The organism is Neisseria sp. P0021.S007, from assembly GCF_051956855.1.
The window spans coordinates 108,384-130,528 of record NZ_JBQCXA010000007.1; the positions used below are offsets into that span (position 1 = coordinate 108,384).

Genomic DNA, 22,145 nt, shown 5'->3' on the forward strand with positions numbered 1-22,145 from the left:
TTAACTTTATGGATATTCTTCTCTAGCTTAATTGAAAATATTTAAAAAAAGGCCGTCTGAAAATCATTTTTCAGACGGCCTTTTTCTATCCAAGCTTTAACCAATTACTCTTTCGGTGCCGGCGGTTCAATCTGTTCTTTCCATCCGCATTCTTTTTGTGGGCACACTTTTTCCACGCCCCAGCGTTTGGTGGTTTTGATGGTCAAAACCGGCCACGCGCATTTTGGGCAGGTTTCTGCAATGGGCGGGTTCCAAGTGGCGTAGTTGCAGTCAGGATAAGTGCTGCAACTGTAAAACAGTTTGCCGTAACGGGATTTGCGTTCGACGAGGTTGCCTTTTTTGCATTGCGGGCATTGGACGCCGGTGTCTTTCGGTTTTTCCAGCGGCTCAACGTGTTTGCATTTCGGATAGTTGGCGCAGCCAATGAATTTACTGCCGGTACGGCTGTATTTGTACACTAGACGACCGCCGCATTTAGGGCATTCGCGTCCGTCGAGTTCAGCTTGCTCTGCTTCCGCTTTGGCAATACGTTCGGCCGCTTCTTCGGCGGTTTCGTTAACGTTGCGGGTGTAGCTGCACTCGGGATAACCGGCACACGCAACGAAACGACCCATTTTGCCAAATTTGATTTGCAGTTTGTGTTCGCCGCATTTCGGGCAGGTTTCGTCGAGTTCCTGCGTGGTAAATTTGGCGCGTTCGATACCCTCTTTTTCTTCTACTTGCTTGATAAATGGTTTCCAGAATTTATCCATCACGGGAATCCATTGGCGTTTGCCGTTGGCAATTTCGTCAAGCTGGTCTTCGAGTTTGGCGGTGAAGTGGTAATCGACATATTGGGCGAAGTGTTCGGTCAGGAATTTGTTGACGATGTCGCCTGTGTCGGTGGGCATAAAGCGTTTTTGCTCAAGGGTAACGTATTCACGGTCTTTGAGCGTGGAGATGATGCTGGCGTAGGTCGAGGGGCGGCCGATGCCGTATTCTTCGAGGGCTTTAACCAGCGTGGCTTCGTTGTAGCGCGGCGGCGGGGTGGTAAAGTGTTGTTCGCCGTAGAGTTTGTCCACAGGCAGTTTGTCGCCTTCGCTCATTTCAGGCAGTTTTTTGCTGTCTTCGCTCTCTTCGTCGTCACTGCTTTCTTCATACACGCTCAAAAAGCCTGCGAAAGTCTGCACTTGTCCGGTTACGCGGAATACGCCTTTGCCGACGGTAATATCGACAGTGGTTTGGTCGAATTTGGCGGGCGTCATCTGACAGGCAACGGTACGCTGCCAAATCATTTGATAGAGTTTGAACTGGTCTGCGCTCAGGAAGGGTTTGACGCTTTCAGGCGTGCGGTACACAGAAGTCGGGCGGATCGCTTCGTGGGCTTCTTGGGCATTTTTGGACTTGGTTTTGTACTGCTTGGCCGAACTTGGCAGATATTCTTTGCCGATTTTGTTTTCGATGTAATAGCGGATTTCGGTTAACGCTTCATCGGCCAAATTCACGCTGTCGGTACGCATATAGGTAATCAGACCGATGGCGCCCTGCCCTACGTCTATACCTTCGTAAAGCTGCTGGGCGGTACGCATGGTGCGGTCGGTAGTGAAACCGAGTTTGCGCACGGCATCCTGCTGCATGGTGGATGTGGTGAACGGCGCGGCTGGGTTGCGGCTGCGCTTTTTCTTTTCGATGGCGGTAACGACAGCCTCTTTGCCTTCGAGTTCTTTCAACACGTCGGCTTGCGCGGCTTCGTTCGGTAGGTCGAATTGTTCGAGTTTCGCGCCGTTGTATTGGGCGAGTTTGGCGGTGAACTTGCTGCGGCCTTTGTGGCTGTCGAGATGCACCGTCCAATATTCCTGCGCTTCAAACGCGCGGATTTCGTTTTCGCGTTCGCAAATCAAACGCAGTGCGGGACTTTGCACACGGCCTGCGCTCAAACCGCGGCGGATTTTTTTCCACAACAATGGCGAAAGGTTGAAACCAACCAAATAGTCCAAAGCGCGACGGGCTTGTTGCGCATCGACCAAATCCATTTCGATTTCGCGCGGATGGGCAACCGCATCGAGCACGGCGTTTTTGGTGATTTCGTGGAACACGACACGCTGCGGTTTGATGTTTTTCAATCCGCGTTTGGATTTAAGGATTTCCAAAAGATGCCAAGAAATGGCTTCGCCTTCCCTATCCGGGTCAGTTGCGAGGTAGATGTTTTCAGCTTCTTTGGCACCGGCAACGATGGCATCGACGTGTTTGCTGTTGCGGCTGATCAGTTGGTATTTCATGGCAAAGCCATTGTCAGGATCGACTGCTCCGCTTTTCGGAACCAAATCGCGGACATGACCGTAAGACGCCAAGATTTCAAAATCACCGCCCAGATATTTTTTCAGGGTTTTGGCTTTGGACGGGGATTCGACGATTAATAGGTTTTTCGCCATTGTTGTTCTCTTTTGGATGTATTGGGTTTATGTTTCAGACGGCCTTTATTATTGAGGCCGTCTGAAAAAAGGTTTAGTGCATCACGTTTTGTCCGGTCAACGCACTCATCAAGTCGTCGCCTATCAGGACGGGTAACTCGCTCTTGTGCATCCACAACACCAGCAATACCAACACTTTGGCGGTATCGAGGGTGATTTCGTCCGATGGAATGTGCATCAGGGCATGAATGACGATTTCGCGTTGCTCATAAGTAATTGCGTGTTCGGCAACCAAATACTGCATCAAGCCCATGACTTCCTGCGGCAGGTTGTCAGCTTCTTCACGGCAGAATACGCGCAGGGAGTCGCTGTTAAACGGCTCAGCATAGAATTCGGACGTATTGAACAAGACTTCCATCATCATTAATGTATTGCCGATTTCCGTAGCATCAAAACCCGCATCTTCCAAGAGGCGACCCAAATCCTCCGGAGGCGGACAATTGTCGAAATCTTGGAAGTGTTCGATTAAATAGGCAATGACTTCGGTCATGCTGGTTCCTTAAATATAGATAATTCATGCTTTGACACGCTGATAACGGCCGCCCGGCAAGGCGGCAACGATACCGTCAAGTTCGTATTCCAAAAGCTGTGCGTACACGTCTGCCGCCGCCGTATTGGTTTGTTGCGCCAAAATATCGGGATGTATCGGGTCGTAACCCATTGCTTCCAATAAAGCGCTTGTTGATGGGGCGGCAGATAGGTTTTCAGACGGCCTTTGCGGTTCATCCGCTATTGTTTTTGGTTGCAGATGTTTGGTTTGATCGTTTTTCAGTTTTACCGTCTTATTTATAGAATATGATGGAACAGGCGTATTTTGCAATAGCTGCGGACACTCATGGAGAATATCGTCCAGACATTCCACCAGTTTTGCCCCGTCTTTAATCAGCTTGTGGCAGCCTTTGCTATGCGGATTGTCTATCGACCCGGGCACCGCCATCACTTCGCGCCCCATCTCTGCCGCCAGCTTGGCGGTAATCAATGAGCCAGATTCCAATGCCGCCTCGACCACCAATGTCAGCTGCGATAATGCGGCAATCAAACGGTTGCGGCGCGGAAAGTTGCCTGCAAACGGACGCGTATCTAAAGGGAACTCGCTGACAATCAATCCCCTTTCGGCAATTTCATAAGCAAGGTTTTTATTGGACGGCGGATAAATGCGGTCTATACCGGTTCCCCAGACGGCGATGGTGCCGCCATCTGCCTGCAATGCCCCCTGATGGGCGGCGGTATCGATACCCGAAGCCATACCCGATACGACGGGAATGCCTTTTTCGCTCAACGCCCTACCGAAATCTTTGGCAATTCGCATTGCCTGCGGCGTGGCATGGCGGCTGCCGACCATCGCGGCAGAAGGTGTGTGCAGCAGCTCTGCATTGCCGCGTAAAAACAAGACCGGCGGCGCGGTAATGCCTTGTGTCAGCATTTCGGGGAAATCATCATCTTGCAGCAGCAACAAACGGCAACCGTCCTGCATTTCCCATTGTAAAGCGGCTTCAGCAGACTGCTGCGCCAAAGCCCGTTTGTCCGCATTACGCCACGACTCGGCTGCCTGTTTATGGCGCACCAACGCGGCAATTTTGTCTGCCGGCGCATTCAAGGCAGCTTGTGCGCTACCGAATTGCTGCAACAGCACCAAAAAACTTTCTGCGCCGATATAGGGCGTAAATGCCAGTTGCAACCAAGCAAAACGCTCGTTTTCCGTCATCAATCTGTTCCCTTTTCGTAATGTTTTTTTCAGACGGCCTGAAGTAAATCAAGGCCGTCTGAAAATTTTATTGATATAAAACTTCTGTCGGCTTAAAAGGCAAAATAACAATGCCTAGCCATACCATTATTTTTATAAAGTATTGCTTGTCTAAGCAAACCGTCAAATGACGATGCCGTCTGAAAAACCTGATGGCTTTCAGACGGCCTCTTTTGTGTTTGAACCGATATTGCGCTTATTCTTCGGATTTGTCGGCGCTGCGGCGCGATACGCTGATACCGAGTTGTTTGAGTTTGCGGTAAAGGTGTGTACGCTCCAAACCGACCTTTTGCGCCACGCGGCTCATATTTTGGCCTTCTTGGGCGATGTGGTACTCAAAGTAACGGCGCTCGACTTCTTCCCTCAATTCGCGCAAAGGCATATTGAAATTGAAGCCGCCGATGATTTCTGTCGCCGTCGCGTTTTCCTTCTGACCCAAAGCCACGGCAACGGCCTGCTCGTCCACTTCTTTGCCGTCAGATTCCAACATGATGTTTTTCACCGTTTCGGCAAGCTGGTCGTAATTGCCCGGCCAATCGTATTGGCGCAAAACCACCAATGCGCTGTCGCTGAATTTTACCGGCTGGATTTTTTGACTTTCGGCCAAATCGGTCATGATGCGGTTGATTAAAAAGACGATGTCGTCCGGCTGGCTGCGCAAAGAAGGAACATTGATGCGCTCTTTCAACAGCTCTGCTAATCGGCCGGCAACGACGTCATCGGCGCCCTCACCTCGTTTAAAACCGCATGAAGCAATCACACGGACATTGTAGCGGTCGGCTTTTTCCAGCAAGAAAGCAATGCCGTTTTGGATGTTTTTGCTGTAACGGGCAATATCGCCGACATACAAAATACCGCCTGATGCCTTTTGCAACAGCTCCATCGGCGTATCAACAATGTGTTCGACACGGTCGGTTGCCACCCAAGGCGTACCGCTTTTGTGCAGATAGCGGGCGACAATCTCAAACGGCGAGCCAGCCTCACCGGCCAACAACAGCGGGCGGTTGTGTTTGGCGGCCGCTTCAATACTGCCGTTCATTTCTTGAATGACGGAACTGTTGCCCAGTTTGTCCAAAGTCATGCCGGAGGCCGTCTGAACTTCGCCATGTTTCAAGGCGCGTTCTACTGCGGACAAGAGTTTTTGCAGGGCAATCGGTTTTTCCAGAAAATCGAGCGCGCCGATTTTAGTGGCTTCAACCGCAGTGTCAATGCTGGCATGGCCGCTCATCATAACCACAGGCATATTGAGTTGGCCGTTTTTCGCCCACTCTTTCAACAAAGTGATGCCGTCGCAATCGGGCATCCAAATGTCCAGCAATACCATGGCCGGACGCGTTTGATAACGCAATTGGCGCGCTTCTTCGGCATTTTCGGCCAAAGTGACGGTATAGCCTTCATCTTGAAGGATTTCGGAGAGCAGGTCGCGGATGCCTACTTCATCATCTACAATCAAAATATCACTGCTTCGCATAAGTTTCTGCCATTTCCGGTAAAGCTATTTTGACGCACGCGCCGCCACTGTTCTGATTGCTCAGGCTGATACGGCCGCCATGCTCCTCGATAATTTTTTTCACAACGGGCAAACCCAGCCCCGTTCCTGTCGGTTTGTCGGTAACGTACGGCTCAAAAGCATTGTGCAGCATTTCTTTGCTGAAACTTTTGCCGTTGTTGCAGACGGTCAGGAAAACCTGTCCGCCTTCGCGCCCTGTTTCGACGTTTACTTGAGGCGCTTCGTCCGACTCTGCCGCTTCTGCAGCATTCTTAAATAGGTTATGCAACACTTGGCGCATCGCCGTCGTATCGGCAACAATCGGCAGGGCGTCGGCGCTGAGCCGTGCATTAAACTTGCACGCGCCGGCCTCATATAATACCAATACTTCCGACACCAAACCGTTTAAATCTTGTTTTTCTAAATTCAGCGACGGCGCACGCGCATAGTTGCGGAACGCTTCGACCATTTCTTTCAGCGCGGCCACCTGTTTGACGATGGTATCGGTTGAACGGCTGAGAATTTGGGCGTCTTGTTCATCTAGTTTATCATGCAATTTCCATGCCAATCTCTCGGCGGAAAGCTGGATAGGCGTAAGCGGATTACGGATTTCGTGCGCCAAACGTTTCGCCACTTCGCCCCATGCGGCCTCTTTTTGCGCCCGCATCAAGACGGTAATGTCATCAATCACCATCACCACGCCGTTATCATTGTCTTCCGGCAAAATGGTGGCTTTGCCCAACAAGATTCGGGCATCATCGGGCGCGGCGTATTCGACTTGGACGGGTTTGTTGCTATCGGCGGTTTCATTAATGGCGGCAAACACATCGGCCAACAGGGTTTGCTGCGGCGATTTGCCGTGCCATTGATGCCAGTTACTGCCCCACAAAGACACCAGCGAAACGCCCAAAATCTGTTCGGCGGCCTTGTTAAAGGTTTTCAGACGGCCATTGGCATCCAAAGTAATCACGCCTGTAGTCAAACTTTCCAACACGCATTCCAAATAATGGCGTGCTGCTTCTTCGCGCAAACGGTTGCGCTCGTCTGCCTCTTTGGCAATCGCTAATTGCTCGGTCATGTGGTTGAATAACTGGGTCAAACGGCCGAACTCGTCATTGCGAAATACCGGCCGAGTCTGGCTGAAGTCACCCTGAGCCACCGCCCGCGCACCCTCTGCCAGCGACAATACCGGTGCCACAAAACGGCGGGCAAAATACAAAGCCATCACCAGCGCCAAAAAGATGGCCAATAATGTCGCGACCAACAGCGTGGACAGGAAAAAGGTTTGCAGGCCTTTTTTGGTATAACTCAGTTCGGCATATTTGGCTCGGGCTGCTTCAATCAGCGTCGCGTCTTGGGCAACATCTTTCGGAATCGGCTGCCGAAAAAACAACGCATAATCCTGATTTTTATGCGGACCGATCAGCATCCAGCCTTGAGCATACAGCACGCCGCCGATGTTTTCCAAGCTGCGCACCGAGCCGGTCTGCTCCAGTTGCTCCCATCCTTCTTTGTTAAGCTCAGGTTGATTTAGTTTCAAGGGATTGATGCTTTTCTCGGCTTTATGGGTAGTCGCGTTATAAAGCGCCAGCTGGGCAAAGTCGGCAGTAAGCGCGGATTTTGCCAGCGCTTGCCCTAAGTTGCCGTCCAGCGAAGCGGCGCTGATTAAGTCGATCTGCACCGGCGTGGCGTTGCTGACAGCGTTGTCTACCGCCAAGTTCAGCGCGGATTTGCTCAAGTTTAAGCTGCGCTCTAGAGCCTCATGGGTATCGTTGCCAAACCAAGAATTAATCGTACCGTTAATAAACTGGGCGGAAATACCGAACAAAAACACGCCCGGCAATACGGCAACCAAAGTAAACATCCCCGACAGCCGACGTGCAATCTGCGAACCGAACACGCTTTTGCTGTTGTCGCGCATCAAAAGCACGACATAGCGCACCAACACCGCCGCCAACACCAGCAACAGCAAACCGCACAAGGCGACAATCCACCAGAAGTAATCGGACAATACGTTGCTGCTGCCCGTTGCAACAGTCAGACCGTACAACAAAACAACGGCGAATACGGCGGCAATCAGAAGAAAGCGGCGCATGGTTTACTCCTGCACGACCGACAAGGACTTCCAACCGGAATCCAAATGCCAGTTTTTAGACGTCAGGGCATTGATTTGGAACGGTTTGGGCAGCTTGGCGGTTGTCAGCAGCAGGCGGATTTCAGCCTTCGTGTCTTTGGCGGCCACATCACTCAGCGCACCCTTGGACAAAACCTTCCAATTCGCGACCGCGCCCACTGCGCGCAAGGCAGTCTCAAGCGTATCGTACTCGGTAGAAAACGTACCGACGGTAACGCGATAGCGGTTGGTCAGCGGATGGAAGGACAATTTGTATTGAATCGTGCTGTCGTTGTTGAGCAGCTGGTCGAACTTGAATTTATAAGACGACATAGACGGCGCTGACAGCTGCCAACTTAAATTGAAATGCAGGGGGACGCCCTGTTTGAGTGCTTCTTTAAGCTGGTCGGGCAAGTCAGTGCGGAAACGGCTGCTGACGGAAAGCTGTCCGGCATGGGTCAGCTTTGCCTCGGCACGGGTCGCACTGATGCCCTCGCCTGCCGCGTTCAGCGACACGGCAAGCAAGAGCGGTACAATCAGCGTTTTACTGCTTTTTAATAAGCGCGTAATAAAAGCCATCTTGATGTTTGTTCGGTAAAAGCACATGCGATTCGATCAACTCGGCATCGGCATGGCGGTTAAGGAATTTTTGCAACTGACCGTCGTTTTCTTCGACAAAGACCGAGCAGGTAGCCAGCAACATCCTGCCGTTTTTCGTCAGGGTCTGCCACAGCGCGTCTAATAATGCTTCCTGTTGGCGTGCGGTTTTGACGGCATCGGTCGGCCGGCGCAGCCATTTGACGTCAGGATTGCGCCGCGCCACGCCCGAAGCGGTACACGGCACATCGGCCAAGACAGCGTCAAAGGTCTTTCCATCATACCATGCCGCCAAGTCCTGCGCATCGGCACAAGTCAAAGAGGCCTTTTGAAAGCCTAAACGGTCAAGATTGCTCTTCACCCTGTTCAGACGGCCTTCATCTATATCCAAAGCGGTAACATGACAATCTGCCAGTTCCAAGATATGGCCTGTCTTGCCGCCCGGCGCCGCACAGGCATCGAGAATGCGTTCGCCGTCTTTCGGGTTCAACAAATAGGCAGCACGTTGCGCACCAAAATCCTGCACCGACACCAGGCCGTCTGAAAAACCGGGCAGGCGGCTTACCGGCACAGCTTCTTCCAACATCACGGCGTATTCGTCCAAAGCCCTGGCCGCAATACCTTCCGCAGCCAGTTTTTCCAAATAGCTTTCGGCATTGCCGTGTCGGCGGTTGACGCGCAAAGTCATCGGCGGATGCGATTGCAGCGCAGTGGTGATATTGTGCCAATGTTTCGGATAATGGTTTTTCAAATAAGCCACCCACCACAGCGGCAAATTGTGTTTCGCCACATCGTCTTTTTTGCAGGAAGCTGCGAGCTTGTCGCGTTCACGCAAAAAGCGGCGCAAAATCGCATTGGCAAACGAGCGGAACTGGCCGCGGCCGATTTTGGCAATGCTTTCCACCGCTTCATTGACCACGGCATGAGGCGCATTGCGCGTGTAATGCAGTTGGTACATCGCCGCCAAAAGCAGGCTTTCAAGCTGCGGATTGTCAATCGGCTTCTTCAACATTTGACCAAGCATATACTTCAAACTGCCCAAATAACGCTGGCAACCGTAGGCAATATCCTGCAACGCGCCGTTTTCCTGCGCCGTCAGCTGCGGATGCGCCGCGCGGATTTCCGCCAAGACATCCTGAAGATTGCGCCCTTCGGCAACCGCGGCAACGCTGTCGGCGGCCAGTTTTTGGGCGAGGGACATACTCATATTTTTGCTTTCTGATTTATATTTGATTTCAAGTGTTCGGAGGATTTCAGACGGCCTGTTCGGCTGCCAGCAATGCCCGATAATATTCGGCATCTGCTTTGGAAAAACAGCAAAAGATGATTTTTTCCACTGCCGGACATTACGGCAGGACTTGTTTCAAACTCTCCAAAGCGATACGCGCGGCAGCTTTGGCCGGGAAACGGTACACACCGGTACTGATGCACGGAAAGGCGATGCTGTGAAGATCGTGTTTCTGGGCAAGCAGCAAGGAATTGGCGTAGGATTGTGCCAATTTGGCCTCTTCATTTTGTTTTCCGCCAAACCATACCGGCCCGACCGTATGAATGACAAAACGCGCAGGCAAACGATAGCCTTGGGTTATTTTGGCTTCGCCTGTGCGGCAACCGCCCAAAGTTCGGCACTCATCCAGCAGCTCTTTGCCTGCGGCGCGGTGTATTGCACCGTCTACTCCGCCACCGCCCAACAGCGATGAATTGGCGGCATTGACAATCGCATCGACTGCCAATCGGGTAATATCGCCCTCGACCACTTCAAAAACAGCCATTGTTTTCTTTCCTCTACGTTTGTTTCCAGCCTGTTACAAAACCGTTCCGACTTCAATCGTCCGGCCTGCCGCAAATGCCTGTATGCTCATGCGTTTGCTGCCGGAAGGCTGCAATTCGGTAATGTTCAGCGCATTTTCACCGCACGCCACCAGCAGGCCGTCTGAAGTGCAGGACAACACTTCGCCTGCCTTACCCTGTTTGACCACGACTTCGGCACGCCAGATTTTCATCGGTTTGCCTTGATACTCGACCCACGCGGCAGGTACAGGGTTGAAAGCACGGATTTTGCGCTCAATCACAGCCGCGCTTTCATTCCAATCGATACGCGCCTCTTCTTTGCTCAATTTCTGGGCGTAGGTAACGCCTTCTTCAGGCTGTTTGACCGCATTCAGACGGCCTTCAGCCTGCAGACGCTGCAAGTCGGCAACAATCGCTTCCGCACCCAAACCCATCAGCGCGTCATGCACTTCGTTGGCGGTATCCGTAGGCTGGATGGCGTAGCGGTGTTCGCTGACCACATCGCCGGTGTCCAAGCCGATGTCCATCTGCATGATACACACACCGGTTTCGGCGTCGCCGGCTTCAATCGCACGTTGAATCGGTGCCGCGCCGCGCCAACGGGGTAACAGCGAAGCGTGGATATTGAGGCAGCCGTGTTTGGGCGTATCCAACACATCCTGCGGCAAAATCAAACCATACGCGGCCACTACCATCACATCCGCGCCCGTATCTTTAAGCATTTGCAGGGCTTCGGCGTTATTGCGCAACTTTTCCGGCTGCGCCACGGTCAAACCTAATTCCAAGGCAGCCTGTTTGACCGGCGATGCGGTCAGCTGCATGCCGCGGCCTTTGGGGCGGTCAGGCTGGGTCAACACCAGCGGAATTTCAAAACCTGCGGCGGCGATGGCTTTCAAGGCGGCGGCGGCAAAATCGGGCGTACCGGCAAAGATGACTTTCATGTTGTGTCCTTGTGAAAATGGTTTGAATGGGCGCGTTGGGCAAACTGTTTCAGCTGAAAAGGCCGTCTGAAAGATTGAAAACCGAAGTATGCCTTCTGTTTTGTCTTTTCAGACGGCCTTTAAGCGATGCGCAGGTCAGATGGTGTGTTTCTGACGTTTTTTCAGTTTGGTTTTGATGCGGCCTTGTTTCAGCTGCGACAAGTGTTCGACAAACACGATGCCCATCAGGTGGTCCAATTCGTGCTGCACGCAGATTGCCAGCAGGCCGTCTGCTTCCAGCGTGAATTTCTCGCCTTTTTCGTTCAAGGCTTCAACTTTGACGCGCTCGGCACGGGTCACAGTATCGTAAATGCCCGGTACGGACAGACAGCCTTCTTCGTAAGTTGTCTCGCCGTCTTTTTCGACAATGACGGGATTGATGAACACGCGCGGCTCGCTGCGGTCTTCGGTCAAATCCATCACGACGATGCGCTCGTGTACGTCGACCTGAGTGGCCGCCAAGCCGATACCGCGTGCTTCGTACATGGTTTCAAACATATCGGCAACCAATGTCTGGATGCGCTCGTCGATTTTTTCAACAGGTTTGGCAACCGTGTGCAAACGCTCGTCAGGGTATTGGAGGATGTTCAGTAAAGCCATAATATTCTCGTTTTATAAAACTGATGTGTGATTTTCATACAGATTTGGTTTCCGCCGCCACAATCTCCTGTCATGACAGCAACATTCAATGCTAAAATAACGCCGAAAAATGTTAAGATAGCGCGACAGAGGCCGTTCGTTATCGTATTGATGGATGGGCGGCAGTTTCGCAAACTCCAGCCTTCTCTGTTTATCATCTGAAGACAAACCAAACCGATTTCAAGGGGAACGGTTATGCAACAACGTATTATAACCCTGCTTTGCATGGCAGGCATGGCTATTTCTGCCCACACTCAGGCAGCTTCTTTAAAAATCCGCCCCAATGCGCCGCAACGCTACGTCGTTAAAAACGGCGATACCTTGTGGGGCATTTCCGGCAAATATCTGTACAGCCCGTGGCAATGGAACCGCCTTTGGGGCGCCAACCGCAACGCCATCCGCAATCCGCACCTGATCTATCCGGGTCAGGTGTTGGTTTTACGCTACGTCAACGGCCAGCCTCGACTGGGTTTTGAACACGCCCAAACCCGTTCAGACGGCATTCCCGTGATCAAACTGCATCCGCGCGTACGCGAAACTTCCGGCTACGGCATTCCGACCGTCAACGTCAACCTCTACCGCATGTTTATGAAACATCCGCAGATTATCGCTCCGGAAGAAACCGCCAACGCGCCGCGCCTGATTGCAGGTCCCGACAACCGCGTCCTCTACACCCAAGGCAACCGCGTGTACGCATACGGCCTGACCGAACCCGGCCGCTACCTGACCTACCGCGTCAATAAAAACATCACCGATCCGGAAACCGGTAAATTCCTCGGCCAAGAAGTCGTGTTCAGCGGCATCGCCAACACGCTGCCTTACACCGACTCCGCCTTGGAAAACCGTACCCGCGCTTCTGACGAAAAACTCAAAAGCAACGAGTATTACACCCAAGTCAACAAAGTCATGAAGCTGCGCACCCAGTCCGCGCAACCTTTGGTTATCGAAGAAGCCGTTTCCGAAATCCGCAAAGACGACTATCTGCTGAAACTGCCCGAAGGCCTCGACAGCTTCAATGTGATGCCTCACGCCCCTGCCCGTCCGATTCAGGCCAAAGTCGTTTCCATCTTCGACGGCGTGGGCGAAGCCGGTCAGTTCCAAACCATTACTTTGGATAAAGGCGAACTCGACGGCTTGGACAAAGGCACTGTGGTCAGCCTCTACAAACGCGGCCGCCAAGTCCGTGTCAATCTATCCAACAACCTGATTCGTAAGCCGAAAGACAAAGATACGGTTGAGTTGGTTTCCATTCCGGCGGAAGAAATCGGTTTGGCAATGGTGTACCGCACATCCGACCATCTGGCCTCAGCCATTATTTTGGAAAGCCTGAACAGCGTTTCCATCGGTGATACCGCTTCCGAACCCGGCCGCGACTTGGACAATATGGCTGATGAAAAAACCATGGACAAGCCGGCTGAAGACGAACAAGAAAGAGAAATCGAACTGGAAGTCCGCAGCTGATTGAGCTTTCTTAGCAGCCATCTGGCAAATAAGGCCGTCTGAAAACCTGTTTTTCAGACGGCCTTTTGATTGCTGCCCATCAGAATAAAGAAATCTGTAACACGTTGTTTAAAGCGCAAACAACATCTTATTTTTCCAGCCGGTAATCGGCTATTCTTTTTTCTATCGTTTTTCCGTTCTGCCATTCCAATCAGAAATATGTAAAGCCCAACACACCATTTATTGCCTGTGGATTGCTCCATCTGTTCCTGCCAATCAAAAAGGCCGTCTGAAATCTTCAGACGGCCTTTTTATCCACAACTCAAATCCGATTATTTGAATTTGTAAGTGTATTGCAAGCCCAAGATGTCCGCTTTATTTTTGAAGCGGGCAGAGGATGCACCGCGGCTGTCCACGTCGTTGCCGCTGGCTTTGCCGGTGCGGTAAACCGTGTCATTGATGTGGATATGGCTGTACGCCGCATCGATAACATGGTTTTTACCCAGTTGATATTTGGCACCGACGGAGAACCAAATACGGTTGCCGTCAGGCAGGCTGTTCATACGGTCTTCAGCGCTTTTAACCGGCGATTTATCGAAAGCGATACCGGCACGCAGTTGCAATGGTTCGGTAACTTGGTAAGAGCCGCCGAATGCAACTTTATAAGTGTTGCGCCAGTTAGGCGTGATAACGGTACGGTCAGATTGGCCGTTGACAACTTTTTTGGTGTTTTCAAACACCAGCTCCGCTTTGTTGAAGCGGCTATGGCGCGTCCAAGTCACATCGCCGAACAGGTTGGTTTTGTCGGTGGCGCGGTACATACCATGAACAGACAAAGACTCAGGCGTTACGATTTTTACGCTGGCTTTTTCGTTCGGCACATAACCGCGTGCAGCCATTGCACCCAAATCCCATGCGCGTTTTGCATATGCGCCGTCCGCTTCCCAATCGGCAGTGCCTTTCAGCGTATGCGATACTTTGGAACGATAGTTCACACCCACGCGTGCGCGCTCGTTGATGTCCCACATCCACGCCAGTTGGTAACCAAAGCCCCAATCGTGACCTTTTACATCGGCATGACCGTCAGCTTTGCCGGTCGCATCGACAGCAACGGGACGGCCTGCTTGACGGGAAGCCAAGCCGCTGGCCAACTGGCTGATGGCGCCGGAAGCATCCCAGTCGGAGTATTTGCGCAATTCGGCTTTGGAATATTGGGCAATCAAACCGGCACCGACGGCGTGCTGCTCATTCAGTTTCCACGCAACTACCGGCTCGATGGCTATGGTGGTCAAACCCAGTTTGTTGATGTTGTGGCGCAAGACGGAATCTTTTTCGTATTCGGTTGCCGAACCGAAAGGAACGTACACGCCCAAACCCAAAGTCACATCGTCGCTGGCTTTGTACGCGCTATAAACGTGCGGAGCAACGGTGGTTTCGGTAATTTTGCCGCTGGTCGAGCCGCTGACATCGGCACCCGTGCGGAAGTGTTTCGCAGATTCTGCCTCATAATGAATGCTTGGGAAAACGATATTGGCGTTGACGGAAATTTGGCTGCTGTCGATTTTGCTCAAACCGGCCGGGTTGTAGAAAATAGTTGAGGCATCGGCGGCTTCGGCGGCGGCGGCGTTGGCCGTGCCTTGTGCGTTAACGGATTGTGTGCCGAAATGGTAGCCGGAGGCTTGGACGGCGGTAGATAACAGTGCTGCGCTTAAAATAAACGCTGTTTTTTTCAGGTTGAAATGAATCATTTTGGTTTACCGTGAAAGTGGCGTACAAAGAAAAAGGCCGTCTGAAACGTCCTTTATTGATTTAGTATAGGCACTCAATTCTATACTACATCATTATTTTTGCCTAATCTTTTCTTTTTTTACACAAAAAAGCAGGCTAAAACAGCCTGCTTTTCCAATTATCGGATCACTGCAATTATTTAACCTGCAACACTTCCAGCGTATTGGTCGAACCGGATTCGCGCATTTGCGAACCGCTGGTGATGATGTATTGGTCGCCGCTTTGGAGGATTTTGTGTTCTACCAGCATGGCTTCCACTTCGTTCAGCGCGGTATCGTGATCGGTACTGGTTGCCAAAATCAACGGACGCACGCCGCGGTACATCGCCATGCGGCGTTGCGCTGAAACACTCGGCGTCAGGGCAAAAATCGGCAGGGTGATGTTGTGGCGGCTGACTTCGAAGGCGGTCGAACCGCTTTCAGTCAGGGCAACGATGGCTTTGGCGTGAACTGCTCGCGCCACGCTGACCGCACCGCCAGCAATCGCCAAGTTGGTGCTGACGGCTTCGGGATACTCGACCTGTTCGGCAACGCCGTTGAGCGAATCTTGTTCTTTTTCCGCAGCCGCACAAATAATCGCCATTTGGCTGACGGTTTCAAACGGATACGCACCGACGGCGGTTTCGGCGGAACACATCACCGCATCGGTACCGTCCAATACCGCGTTGGCCACGTCGCTGACTTCCGCGCGGGTTGGTACAGGGTTGGTAATCATGGATTCCATCATTTGAGTTGCGGTAATGCTGAAGCGGCGCAACTCACGGGCGCGGCGGATCATGCGTTTTTGTAGGGCAGGTACGGCGGCATGGCCGACTTCCACTGCCAAGTCGCCGCGGGCAACCATAATACCGTCGCTGGCAAGGATGATTTCGTCCAGATTTTCAATGGCTTCTACGCGCTCGATTTTGGAAACCAAACCGGGACGTACGGCTGTACTGCCTTTCATTTCTTCTTCGACTTTGGCGCGTGCGATGTGCAAATCTTCGGCAGATTTCACAAAGCTGATGGCCAAGTAGTCGCAACCAATGGCAATCGCCGTTTTCAGGTCGCGGAAGTCTTTTTCGGTCAACGCACCGGCAGACAGGCCACCGCCGCGTTTATTGATACCTTTGTTACTTTTCAGCACATGGCTGTTTTCTACCCTTGTAATAATCTTACTTCCTTCAACCGCCTCAACGGTCAAAGTCAACAGGCCGTCGTCCAGCCACAAAACATCGCCGGCAGCGACGTCATTCGGCAAATCACGGTAGTCCAAACCCACCGCTTCGCGTGTACCTTCGCCTTCAAGTGCGGCATCCAAAATCAAAGTTTCATCTTTATTCAGCTCGATGCTGCCGCCGGCAATTTTACCGACACGGATTTTAGGCCCTTGCAAGTCGGCAAGAATGGCGATTTCCTGACCCGCACGTTTCGCGGCTTCGCGTACGATACGGGCATTTTCTTCATGAAACTCCGGCGTACCGTGGCTGAAATTGAAACGGACGACATTAAGGCCGCCGACACGGATCATGTCTTCCAACAATTGTACATTGTTGCTGCCCGGACCCAGTGTGGCAACAATTTTGGTATTGTGGCTGATACGGGTTAAATCACGTTGCAATTGGCTCATGTAAACGTCCTTTCCTGTTGATTTCACGTTTGATAATGAAGAAGATTGTACTCTTAATGCAATAATGTTGGCGTAAAATTACATCATTTTCTGACTTAAACTAAATTTATTTTTGCATTAACCTACTTTTCTATCGGATACAATACACTCTCACGTCGTCATTTTTAATTTTCAGACGGCCTCCCTCATACTAATAGAATACCCAACTGATCCATGAAACGTTTTTTGACTCCGCTACCCATCGGTATCGTTTTGGCCGACCTGATCTACGGTTTCGTACTTAATGTCATGCAAGGCTTAAATTTGCAACAAACCGCCGCCAACCAGTCCGGTACAATTTCCGTTACGCCCGACATTGCCTTCAACAGCCTACAAATCGTCGCCAACGGCGGCATGGTCTGTATCATCGGCTTCGGTTTGATTGTTTTGTTCCAACTCAACCGCGCCGTATTACGCCAACAAATCCTGCCCATCGGTATTTTCCGAACCCTCGGCCTGTTGGCTGTTTTGGCATTCAGCATTTCGTCTTTGTGGGAATGGTTGCATGCCGCTTTGTCGCTGCTTTCCGGGCACAACGTTTTAAACTTCAGCAACCCGCGTTATCTGGTTACCGCAGCCTGCATGCCCATCATCGCTTTCTTGTGCATCCTGCGCCTGTACAATTGGTATCGCCTGCATCGGACTGTTGCCGCTGACGACACCTCCACGACACTCTAATCAAGTTGCAAAAAGGCCGTCTGAAACAGGAAAACCTATTTCAGACGGCCTTGTCATTGTATATCTCAACGTTGATGGCTGGTTTCTACACTGGCCTTAATCTCACCATACATTTGCGAGCTGCCTCCGCTGCCTGATGCGCAGGCCGCCAAGCTCAGTGTCAAAACAGCCGCGGTCAAAATCTTCAACATTGATTTCTCTCTTTCCACAAAAATTATTTCGGATCGCAACGGAAATGGTAAGCGCAAATTTCAAATCCGTTTTTGAAGTAGAGACGATGCGCACCTGCACGGTCATGGTTAACATGGACATTCAGATGGATTTTGGTCGCGCCGGTTTCCGCACCGATTTTGCGTACTTCTTCCAACAAGCGTGAAGCATAGCCTTTTTGGCGGCATTGCGGCATGGTTACGAGATCATCAATATGGATATGGTAACCACTGGCCAAGTTATGTGCAGTATGGAAACCGCATACGGCCACGGCATTTTGTTTACCTTCTTCAAAAATACCCAACAGGCGGTAACCGGTTTTGCGCTGATGCTCGTTGATTTGTTCGACGAAACGGTGAATATCGGTCAAAGAAGAACGCAAAATGCTCAATGCCGCAAAAGCGGTTGCGGTTTCTTCCGGCGGAATTTCACGCAATACGCCAACCACAGGCGCGGCAGCTTGAGGCTCAGGCTGAGCATTGGCCGCTTCCGCACGCTCGGCTGCATGTTTTTCTTCAATCGCCTGCGCCAACAAAACGCGCTCGACCGGCACTTCGCCCTGCTGTTTGCTCTCTTGCTCTTTGAGCAAGGCTTTGCAGTCAATCACGCGCAAATCATTATCCGCTGCAAAGTCCATCAAGAAACGGAACATTTGCGGATTGTCTTCTTCCAACTTTTTATCGACCGCTACACAACGGACATTGTCCACCAAAATCGGGCGCACCCAATTCGAATAGGAAAGGCGGTTGTCTTTAGTAAAGGAGGACAAAATACCGCACAGGCGCTCCGCCCAGTCGCTTGGTCGGAAAATCTTGCCTTTGCTGGTCGTACCATGGATCACAACTTCATAAGGATTACACACTAACATAAGCAGCTTCCTGAGAGTAAATGGCTGAAGGAATATTTCGCCAGTGCCAACATCAGAAAAAGTTCCGATACATAGCAACAGATTATTGAAAAAATATCAGTAAGGTTTTGAAATACGACAATGATGAGACGGCTTGCCGAGCCTGACAATCCGTTTCGAATTCTTTGATTATTATACCCGATACGCCTCTTTTTCTTCAAAAATCATTTGAAAAATAACAACAGGCCGTCTGAAAACAAGTATTTCGGTTTCAGACGGCCTGCATATTTTGAATATCAATACAACAATTTCTTGCGGGGCTTTTGCTCGCCATTGGATTTAATTTCTGACAAATTGAAATTCAATATGCTCAAATCCAAAACGCTTTCTGAAGTGCATTGATCGCCAAAGGCATTTTCATAAGTGGCTTTCAGTTTCAATACTCCGCCGAATGTTTGGTCCGGCAATTCGGCAGCCAGCGCCAACATGCTTGCAAACACGCCGCCATACAATTCTCCCGATGCCAGCATATCCACGCCGCCGGAAAACATCTCCAAGCGCATAACTGCATCGGCAACCAGCTTGCTCGGCAAGTGATCCGGCAAAGCCTCAGCCTCAAAACGCACATTCTTCGCCAAGCCCTTACCGCTATTGCGGACAACCAAAACCAATAAATCCGTTTGTCCATCAGAACGTTGCAACGTCGCATGCAAAACAGGATGAATGCTCTCTTTTTGAATCAGCTGCTCACGGTGCAACATCTTGCTTTTAGCTTTGGATCGCGCAGATACGACGGCCCAAATCAACCAAACAAATGCAACGGCAGAAATGGCTGTAACCAAAAGGGGAAGATTGGTCAAATAGGCTTGCTGATTAAACCAAACTTGTGCGGCTAAAAATCCGGCAAAGAAAATCAAGACGTATAAAATTGGGGCAAACCGGCTTTGTATGGATGAGTGCATGAGTTTTCCTACATTTCGTATCATGTTATTAAAAAATAATGCCTTTCGGGCGAATAATGTCATCAACCCGGAAGGCATTATTTTAACGTAATTTTAACGCAATTTGCTTAATATCTTGCTTTTTATGAAACTAATGTATCAAGCAGACAACTCAAACCGTATAGCCGTATTTTCAGACGGCCTGAGATTTTTATCAGGCTTCGGCAACCGAATCACGCGAGAAGGTTTTTTCGCAATAATGGCATTTCAAACGCGTCTGACCATTATGTGAACGGACATAAAAGCGACTGATGACCGGCTCGCCATGACTGGCACAATTAGTATTCGGGCAACGGAACACTTCCGAAATCTCGTCCGGCAATGACAAATGCTGTTTCTCAACCACCTTAAACCGATCGATTTTGTTGACCACTGCTTCAGGGGCAAATAAAGCTAAACGGTTGGCCGCATTGGCATCCAACCACACACCGCTGATTTTGATAATGTCTTTGCTTCCCTGCGTTTTACTGGGCAAATTAAAACCAACCGTAACCGCGCTGCCATAATGCAGCAGCTTAAACTGTCTTAAAATGGCCAAGCCTTTACCAGCAGGAATATGGTCAATCACCGTACCTTGTTCGATTGCTTCAACGCTGAGTTTTGAGTTTTCCATCTTTCGCTCCTTAAACTTCTTCGTTCAATACCAAAGACAAAATCGCCATCCGTGCATACACTCCATTGGTTGCCTGTTCAAAATAATAGGCATGAGGTGTTTTATCCACATTCGGATGAATTTCATCTACCCTCGGTAAAGGATGCAAGACGCGCAAATTGGGTTTGGCGTTTGCCAACATCGGCGCATCAAGATTGAATTTACCCTGAATTTTGGCAAATTCCTGCTCATCAAAACGTTCGCGCTGAACGCGGGTCATGTACAAAATATCCGCCCATTCGACCGCTTCTTCCAAGCTGGACAGGACTTGATAAGGGCAACTGGCCTCCTCCAGCTCTTCAGTGATATAGTCCGGCATCGCCAAGCTGGGAGGAGAAACAAATGCAAACTCACAACCCCAACGCTTCAATGCTTGACATAATGAGTGTACCGTACGGCCATATTTCAAATCACCGGCCATCGCAATCTTCAAATTGCTCAAACTACCTTGTGTTTCATAAATCGTTACCAGATCCAAAAGCGTCTGGCTTGGATGTTGGTTGGTACCATCGCCGGCATTAATCACGGGCACGCTCGAAAACTCGGCCGCCACACGGGCCGCACCGTCTTTCGGGTGTCGCTGAATAATCGCATCCGTATAACTGGAAATAATCCTCGCAGTATCTGCAAGCGTTTCACCCTTTTTCGCGCTGGTATTCGCGCCATCGGAAAAACCGATAACTTTCCCACCCAAACGCTGTACCGCCGTTTCAAAAGACAAACGCGTACGGGTAGAGGGTTCAAAAAAGCACGAACCAATCAATTTACCTTCAAGCAAATCTTCGCGAGGCTGCTTTTTCAACTTCAAGGCCGTCTGAAGCAGCAATTCGAGCTGCTCCGTCGTCAAATCTGAAATTGAAATAATATGTTGCCGATAAAGCGGATTAGGCATGACCATTCCTTCCCATAAAAAAGCCCGCAACAGGCGGGCGTTTCAAGCAAACCGATTCCATCGTTGCCCGACATCATCCCCGTCGGACAATCACAACCATGTTTCTACCACACCCATGAAATCTCCCGCATTATCGCATATTTAACAGACGACTGCTTCTATCAAGTTTTCAGACGGTCTGAGACCTTTGCAAAAAATCCTTCATCCCCAACAGCCAAAAATCAAACACAGGGACTTGACAGCTCCCTTTTATCTTCCCAATGCTCGCATCTTGTAGGAGCAAACAAGCGCAAGTAAGCTGTTAACCACTTCAACGATTCAAACATATCGCTTTCGAATAGCGTTGCACACCCATGTTGCCTAAAGCAAATTAGGTTCACACCCTGATTTACAGTGAAACGTAACAAAGCTTTGTTCAACCACATAACGGGTTTTTCGACAAATATTCGGTTGTGTTTGATTTGCGTTTCCGTCGATGAGTTGTTGCAAAGGGCTTTGCGATAATGCAGGTCTGTAGCTGATGTTTTTCTAGGTGCCATCTGTTTTGCTGCCGTAGCCTTTGATCGAACCTTCTGCCATACCTTATCTCGTCGATATTGAAGGAGTGATGTGCAGTTTCTCAATATAGCCTTTCAAAATAGATACAGATATATGTTTGCTGTATCAACCAGCCTTTTACCCTGCAGACAATGCTATCTTTGCTTGGTGTAATTTGTCTACAGCCTTTATCTTTTATTATCCTTACCCATGACCGCTCGGGCCGTCTGAATAATGTTGCATCAATAACTTAAACTACCGCTTTCTCTACTTTTAAACTTTCCCGCTCAATTTACAGTTAATTCCTAATAGTTCTGACCAGGGCATTACCTTCCGCCGGCTGGTTGCAGTGTCAGCATAAGGTACTGGATTTGAAATATTCAGTTCGTCAAAATAATAAAACGGGTTAAGACAATAATGCAGTACTCGAGGTTGAGATCAGCCTCCCCCAAAGACGTGCCTGTGCACGTCCTTTTTACTTTCTTATCTCCTTTCCACCCTATTGTCACCCCGTAAAAGGCTTACACTCCGCATCATTGCCCCTAAATATCTCCTCACCGTCCGTACAGCTGCCCTTCCCCTTCATCTTCCCGCACACCACCGCCGTCAGCGACTCGTTCAAGCGCAGCACCCTCGGCTCCGCCTCCCTG

18 protein-coding genes and 1 pseudogene are annotated in these 22,145 nt (G+C 50.5%); 2 read left to right on the forward strand and 17 right to left on the reverse strand.

Going from position 1 to position 22,145, the window contains the following annotated elements; translation table 11 throughout:
* Positions 1-104: 104 nt before the first annotated feature.
* The 10 genes and pseudogenes from topA to def all read right to left on the reverse strand — a co-directional run bounded on the left by topA (position 105) and on the right by def (position 11,764).
* Entirely contained in the window at positions 105-2,411 is a 2,307-nt protein-coding gene (gene topA / locus ACTHUR_RS09455; protein WP_004520185.1) for a type I DNA topoisomerase, read from the reverse strand.
* Between the two features lie 73 nt (positions 2,412-2,484).
* Entirely contained in the window at positions 2,485-2,940 is a 456-nt protein-coding gene (locus tag ACTHUR_RS09460; RefSeq protein WP_004520184.1) for a DUF494 family protein, read from the reverse strand.
* A 24-nt stretch (positions 2,941-2,964) separates the two neighbouring features.
* On the reverse strand, positions 2,965-4,155 hold the full coding sequence (dprA, locus tag ACTHUR_RS09465) for a DNA-processing protein DprA (RefSeq protein ID WP_004520183.1): 1,191 nt from the start codon (positions 4,153-4,155) through the stop codon (positions 2,965-2,967).
* Between the two features lie 235 nt (positions 4,156-4,390).
* Positions 4,391-5,665 carry a sigma-54-dependent transcriptional regulator gene (locus ACTHUR_RS09470; protein WP_004520182.1) on the reverse strand — a complete coding sequence of 425 codons (1,275 nt, stop codon included), beginning with the start codon at positions 5,663-5,665 and terminating at the stop codon, positions 4,391-4,393.
* Complete coding sequence (locus tag ACTHUR_RS09475) at positions 5,652-7,778, reverse strand: sensor histidine kinase (RefSeq protein ID WP_004520181.1); 2,127 nt, start codon at positions 7,776-7,778, stop codon at positions 5,652-5,654. Before ACTHUR_RS09475 ends, ACTHUR_RS09470 begins: the two co-directional genes overlap by 14 nt.
* Positions 7,779-7,781: 3 nt before the next feature.
* Positions 7,782-8,375, reverse strand: a complete 594-nt coding sequence (locus ACTHUR_RS09480; protein WP_004520180.1) for a DUF4390 domain-containing protein — start codon at positions 8,373-8,375, stop codon at positions 7,782-7,784.
* Positions 8,341-9,600, reverse strand: coding sequence for a 16S rRNA (cytosine(967)-C(5))-methyltransferase RsmB (gene rsmB, locus ACTHUR_RS09485; RefSeq protein ID WP_070503669.1), 1,260 nt, complete (start codon positions 9,598-9,600; stop codon positions 8,341-8,343). Before rsmB ends, ACTHUR_RS09480 begins: the two co-directional genes overlap by 35 nt.
* Before the next feature lie 46 nt (positions 9,601-9,646).
* Positions 9,647-10,165, reverse strand: a pseudogene (locus tag ACTHUR_RS09490) (O-acetyl-ADP-ribose deacetylase).
* 33 nt (positions 10,166-10,198) lie between these two features.
* Positions 10,199-11,125 (reverse strand): methionyl-tRNA formyltransferase, encoded by a 927-nt coding sequence (fmt, locus tag ACTHUR_RS09495; protein WP_070503666.1) that lies wholly within the window; start codon positions 11,123-11,125, stop codon positions 10,199-10,201.
* 135 nt (positions 11,126-11,260) lie between these two features.
* Positions 11,261-11,764: a peptide deformylase gene (gene def / locus ACTHUR_RS09500; protein ID WP_003678675.1), complete on the reverse strand. Its 504-nt coding sequence runs from the start codon at positions 11,762-11,764 to the stop codon at positions 11,261-11,263.
* Positions 11,765-11,998: 234 nt separating this feature from the next.
* Here def and ACTHUR_RS09505 point away from each other — a divergent pair, with 234 nt between their 5' ends.
* The gene (locus ACTHUR_RS09505) at positions 11,999-13,264 is read left to right on the forward strand and encodes a LysM peptidoglycan-binding domain-containing protein (protein WP_049336996.1); all 1,266 of its coding nucleotides are present in this window, start codon (positions 11,999-12,001) and stop codon (positions 13,262-13,264) included.
* Between the two features lie 311 nt (positions 13,265-13,575).
* Here ACTHUR_RS09505 and ACTHUR_RS09510 read toward each other — a convergent pair whose 3' ends face one another.
* Positions 13,576-14,991: an OmpP1/FadL family transporter gene (locus tag ACTHUR_RS09510; protein WP_004520172.1), complete on the reverse strand. Its 1,416-nt coding sequence runs from the start codon at positions 14,989-14,991 to the stop codon at positions 13,576-13,578.
* 175 nt (positions 14,992-15,166) lie between these two features.
* Positions 15,167-16,639 (reverse strand): pyruvate kinase, encoded by a 1,473-nt coding sequence (pyk, locus tag ACTHUR_RS09515; protein WP_049337966.1) that lies wholly within the window; start codon positions 16,637-16,639, stop codon positions 15,167-15,169.
* 213 nt (positions 16,640-16,852) lie between these two features.
* On the opposite strand from pyk, the gene ACTHUR_RS09520 reads away from it, so the two are divergent.
* Entirely contained in the window at positions 16,853-17,356 is a 504-nt protein-coding gene (locus ACTHUR_RS09520; protein ID WP_049336347.1) for a hypothetical protein, read from the forward strand.
* A gap of 65 nt (positions 17,357-17,421) precedes the next feature.
* On the opposite strand, the gene ACTHUR_RS09525 is transcribed toward ACTHUR_RS09520, so the two are convergent.
* From ACTHUR_RS09525 to pyrB, 5 genes are all read right to left on the reverse strand, one after another.
* Positions 17,422-17,547 (reverse strand): hypothetical protein, encoded by a 126-nt coding sequence (locus ACTHUR_RS09525; RefSeq protein ID WP_256388874.1) that lies wholly within the window; start codon positions 17,545-17,547, stop codon positions 17,422-17,424.
* 23 nt (positions 17,548-17,570) lie between these two features.
* A complete protein-coding gene (locus ACTHUR_RS09530; RefSeq protein WP_049336349.1) occupies positions 17,571-18,434 on the reverse strand; it encodes a GNAT family N-acetyltransferase in 864 nt (287 codons plus the stop codon).
* A gap of 275 nt (positions 18,435-18,709) precedes the next feature.
* Positions 18,710-19,375: a hypothetical protein gene (locus tag ACTHUR_RS09535; protein WP_049336352.1), complete on the reverse strand. Its 666-nt coding sequence runs from the start codon at positions 19,373-19,375 to the stop codon at positions 18,710-18,712.
* A gap of 193 nt (positions 19,376-19,568) precedes the next feature.
* On the reverse strand, positions 19,569-20,027 hold the full coding sequence (pyrI, locus tag ACTHUR_RS09540) for an aspartate carbamoyltransferase regulatory subunit (protein ID WP_004520167.1): 459 nt from the start codon (positions 20,025-20,027) through the stop codon (positions 19,569-19,571).
* Between the two features lie 10 nt (positions 20,028-20,037).
* Entirely contained in the window at positions 20,038-20,958 is a 921-nt protein-coding gene (gene pyrB / locus ACTHUR_RS09545; RefSeq protein ID WP_039862268.1) for an aspartate carbamoyltransferase, read from the reverse strand.
* Between the last annotated feature and the right edge of the window lie 1,187 nt (positions 20,959-22,145).

Coding starts and splice junctions, on each gene's coding strand:
- pyk (WP_049337966.1), bottom strand. CDS start 16,639: ATGAGCCAATTGCAACGTGATTTAACCCGTATCAGCCACAATACCAAA.
- def (WP_003678675.1), bottom strand. CDS start 11,764: ATGGCTTTACTGAACATCCTCCAATACCCTGACGAGCGTTTGCACACG.
- rsmB (WP_070503669.1), bottom strand. CDS start 9,600: ATGAGTATGTCCCTCGCCCAAAAACTGGCCGCCGACAGCGTTGCCGCG.
- pyrI (WP_004520167.1), bottom strand. CDS start 20,027: ATGGAAAACTCAAAACTCAGCGTTGAAGCAATCGAACAAGGTACGGTG.
- ACTHUR_RS09535 (WP_049336352.1), bottom strand. CDS start 19,375: ATGCACTCATCCATACAAAGCCGGTTTGCCCCAATTTTATACGTCTTG.
- pyrB (WP_039862268.1), bottom strand. CDS start 20,958: ATGCCTAATCCGCTTTATCGGCAACATATTATTTCAATTTCAGATTTG.
- ACTHUR_RS09480 (WP_004520180.1), bottom strand. CDS start 8,375: ATGGCTTTTATTACGCGCTTATTAAAAAGCAGTAAAACGCTGATTGTA.
- ACTHUR_RS09460 (WP_004520184.1), bottom strand. CDS start 2,940: ATGACCGAAGTCATTGCCTATTTAATCGAACACTTCCAAGATTTCGAC.
- topA (WP_004520185.1), bottom strand. CDS start 2,411: ATGGCGAAAAACCTATTAATCGTCGAATCCCCGTCCAAAGCCAAAACC.
- ACTHUR_RS09475 (WP_004520181.1), bottom strand. CDS start 7,778: ATGCGCCGCTTTCTTCTGATTGCCGCCGTATTCGCCGTTGTTTTGTTG.
- dprA (WP_004520183.1), bottom strand. CDS start 4,155: ATGACGGAAAACGAGCGTTTTGCTTGGTTGCAACTGGCATTTACGCCC.
- ACTHUR_RS09520 (WP_049336347.1), top strand. CDS start 16,853: ATGAAACGTTTTTTGACTCCGCTACCCATCGGTATCGTTTTGGCCGAC.
- ACTHUR_RS09505 (WP_049336996.1), top strand. CDS start 11,999: ATGCAACAACGTATTATAACCCTGCTTTGCATGGCAGGCATGGCTATT.
- ACTHUR_RS09525 (WP_256388874.1), bottom strand. CDS start 17,547: ATGTTGAAGATTTTGACCGCGGCTGTTTTGACACTGAGCTTGGCGGCC.
- ACTHUR_RS09510 (WP_004520172.1), bottom strand. CDS start 14,991: ATGATTCATTTCAACCTGAAAAAAACAGCGTTTATTTTAAGCGCAGCA.
- fmt (WP_070503666.1), bottom strand. CDS start 11,125: ATGAAAGTCATCTTTGCCGGTACGCCCGATTTTGCCGCCGCCGCCTTG.
- ACTHUR_RS09470 (WP_004520182.1), bottom strand. CDS start 5,665: ATGCGAAGCAGTGATATTTTGATTGTAGATGATGAAGTAGGCATCCGC.
- ACTHUR_RS09530 (WP_049336349.1), bottom strand. CDS start 18,434: ATGTTAGTGTGTAATCCTTATGAAGTTGTGATCCATGGTACGACCAGC.